This window comes from Muriicola sp., from assembly GCF_041567615.1.
Classification (GTDB): domain Bacteria; phylum Bacteroidota; class Bacteroidia; order Flavobacteriales; family Flavobacteriaceae; genus Muriicola.
The window spans coordinates 1-2682 of sequence record NZ_JBFGBM010000257.1; the positions used below are offsets into that span (position 1 = coordinate 1).

The 2682-nt window shown below is 46.3% G+C and carries 2 protein-coding genes, 1 tRNA gene and 1 pseudogene; 3 read left to right on the forward strand and 1 reads right to left on the reverse strand.

The window, feature by feature from the left end; genetic code table 11:
* From ABYP73_RS12745 to ABYP73_RS12755, 3 genes and pseudogenes are all read left to right on the forward strand, one after another.
* Positions 1-267, forward strand: a pseudogene (locus ABYP73_RS12745) (phosphoribosylaminoimidazolesuccinocarboxamide synthase); the annotation flags it as partial.
* Positions 268-512: 245 nt separating this feature from the next.
* Entirely contained in the window at positions 513-1010 is a 498-nt protein-coding gene (locus tag ABYP73_RS12750) for an archease (RefSeq protein WP_372974585.1), read from the forward strand.
* 3 nt (positions 1011-1013) lie between these two features.
* Positions 1014-2462 (forward strand): RtcB family protein, encoded by a 1449-nt coding sequence (locus ABYP73_RS12755; protein ID WP_372974586.1) that lies wholly within the window; start codon positions 1014-1016, stop codon positions 2460-2462.
* Positions 2463-2593: 131 nt separating this feature from the next.
* On the opposite strand, the gene ABYP73_RS12760 is transcribed toward ABYP73_RS12755, so the two are convergent.
* A tRNA-Met gene (locus tag ABYP73_RS12760) sits at positions 2594-2667 on the reverse strand.
* Between the last annotated feature and the right edge of the window lie 15 nt (positions 2668-2682).

Genomic DNA, 2682 nt, shown 5'->3' on the forward strand with positions numbered 1-2682 from the left:
GAAGGGTATAGAGAAAGACAGGATAAAGGGGAACCCCAAAAACAGCTCTCCAAGGAATTTGTCCGTCAATGGCTGATCCAGAACGGGTTCCAGGGACTAGAGGGGCAAAAGGTGCCTGAGATGACAGACGAGTATATCAAGACCGTCTCAGACAGATATATAGAATTGTTCGAAAACATTACCGGTGAGGCATTCCGTCCTGCTGATATCAGCGACATCAAAAAGCGGATTGAAAATAACGTGCTCAACTTTCTTAATACTCCCTAAGCACCTTTCAAATTAGATATTAGCATAGATCTGAAAAAAGAATAGGTCAATTCCAAATTCTGCGCAGGACCTAATAAAAAGACCACATAGGTGGTCTTTTTTTGTTGTGTGGAAGATTAACTGTTCCCATCCCTGTTAATCCATTATAAATCGGCAGGTATTTTCACTCTGCTGACATATGGCTTCGTTTGCCTCCTGGATTTTACGTATATTTAAGAGACACGGCAAATCATGGTATCTTTTTCATGAGCAGCCCTTTAACCTTTGGAATAGGGGAGGTTTCCTGTAAAGGATATTCAAAAGAACCCTCATTGTTGGAAAGGATCGGAAAGATGTGGATAGAGTATTTACCCCATACAGCAGACATTCGAATGAAAATCCGTGGGAAGACTTTGGAAGCATTGTTCTGCAATGGTATCAGAGGGATGGGCAATATTTTAAAAGAGGGTTTTTGTGTTGGGCAGGAGGCTTTTGATCTGAGTTTAACCATTGAAGTCAGCTCAACGGATACAACTTGTTTGCTTATCGATTTGTTATCCGAAGTACTTTCTGTAACCTATATAGAAAACGCCATTTTTTGCAATGCTGATTTTTTGAGGATGGATGCTGACAGAACTTCGGTCGAATTATACGGAAACTATGTTGAAAGTTTCGATGAGGAAATAAAGGCGGTCACGTATCACGAAGCTGACGTTTACAAAAAGGACGGTCTTTGGGAGTCCATGGTCGTTTTTGATATATAACATATGAAGATCACTAAAGCCCATATCAATAAACTGGAGGATTACTTGTGGGAGATCCCCAAGTCGTTTAAGCCACAGATGCGGGTACCTGCCAGGGTGCTGGCCTCTGAACCTCTGTTGGATGCTATCATGGAGGACCGATCCTTGATGCAATTGGTCAATGTAGCTTCCTTGCCCGGCATTGTGGGCGCCTCCCTCGTCATGCCGGATGTCCATGAGGGGTATGGATTCCCCATCGGAGGGGTGGCGGCTACTTCCTACCCAGAAGGCGCCATCTCCCCAGGGGGGATAGGCTACGACATTAATTGTGGTGTGCGATTGATGGTTTCCGATCAGAAGATTCATGCTATAAGGGATAACCTGGAGGCACTGGCCAAAGAATTGTACACCCAGATCCCTTCCGGCATGGGAAAGGGCGGACAGATAAGACTATCGTCTCAGGACATGGATACTGTACTTTCGAAAGGAGCTCAGTGGGCGGTTCACAAGGGATATGGAACGGAAGAAGACCTCGCTTTTATGGAAAGTAAGGGAAGGCTGCCCAACGCCGACCCTTCCAAGGTTTCGGATATGGCGAAAAAAAGAGGATCCAATCAACTCGGCACCATAGGATCCGGGAATCATTTCGTGGAGGTCGATTATGTCGAGGAAATTTACGATGAAGGCATAGCTGAAGCATTTGGGCTTTACAAAGGTCAGGTCGTAGTGTTGATACATACAGGGTCTCGTGGACTCGGACATCAGGTAGCCACAGACTACATCCGAAAAATGATGTCGGCCATGCCCAAATACCATATCGAAGTCCCGGACAGGGAACTTTGTTGCGTTCCGTTTAATTCTTCGGAAGGACAAGATTATTTCAAGGCGATGTGTGCGGCCGCCAATTTTGCCTGGTGCAACAGGGAGGTGATCTCCTGGGAAGTAAGAACAGCGTGGCAGAACATCTTTGGACCTGAAGTTGTCCCTTTAAAACTCATGTACGATGTGGCCCATAATATCGCCAAGATTGAGACACATAAGGTTAACGGGCAGGAAGCCGAGGTGATCGTACATCGAAAAGGTGCCACGAGGGCTTTTGGACCGGGCTTTGAGGAATTGCCGGACGCGTACAAAGAACAGGGACAGCCCGTGATCATTCCTGGAAGTATGGGAACTTGTTCGTATGTGCTGGCCGGAACGGAAAAAAGTGGGAAACTCACTTTTGGCTCCTGCTGTCATGGAGCGGGAAGACGTTTGTCGAGAACAGCTGCGAAGAAGCAGGTCAACGCTCCTGTTCTCAAGGAACGGCTTAAAGAGGAAGGGATATATATAGAAGCAGGATCGTTTAAAGGGATCGCTGAAGAAGCTCCCATAGCCTATAAGGATGTAAATATGGTGGTCGATACGGTACAAGATTCCGGTATCGCGAAGAGAGTCGCAAAACTTAGACCTGTGGCAGTAGTGAAGGGTTAGGATAACATTTTGCGAGCTGAGGCCCGGTACACGAAATACAATGGAGGATTTAGCCCTGTGCATTCAGCAGGTATGCAGACAAATCATTTTGTTTTAAGGAAAAAAAAGACCACGATCGTGGTCTTTTTTTGTAGCGAGAGGGAGACTTGAACTCCCGACCTCAGGGTTATGAATCCTGCGCTCTAACCACCTGAGCTACCTCGCCATTGGCTTCTTAAGC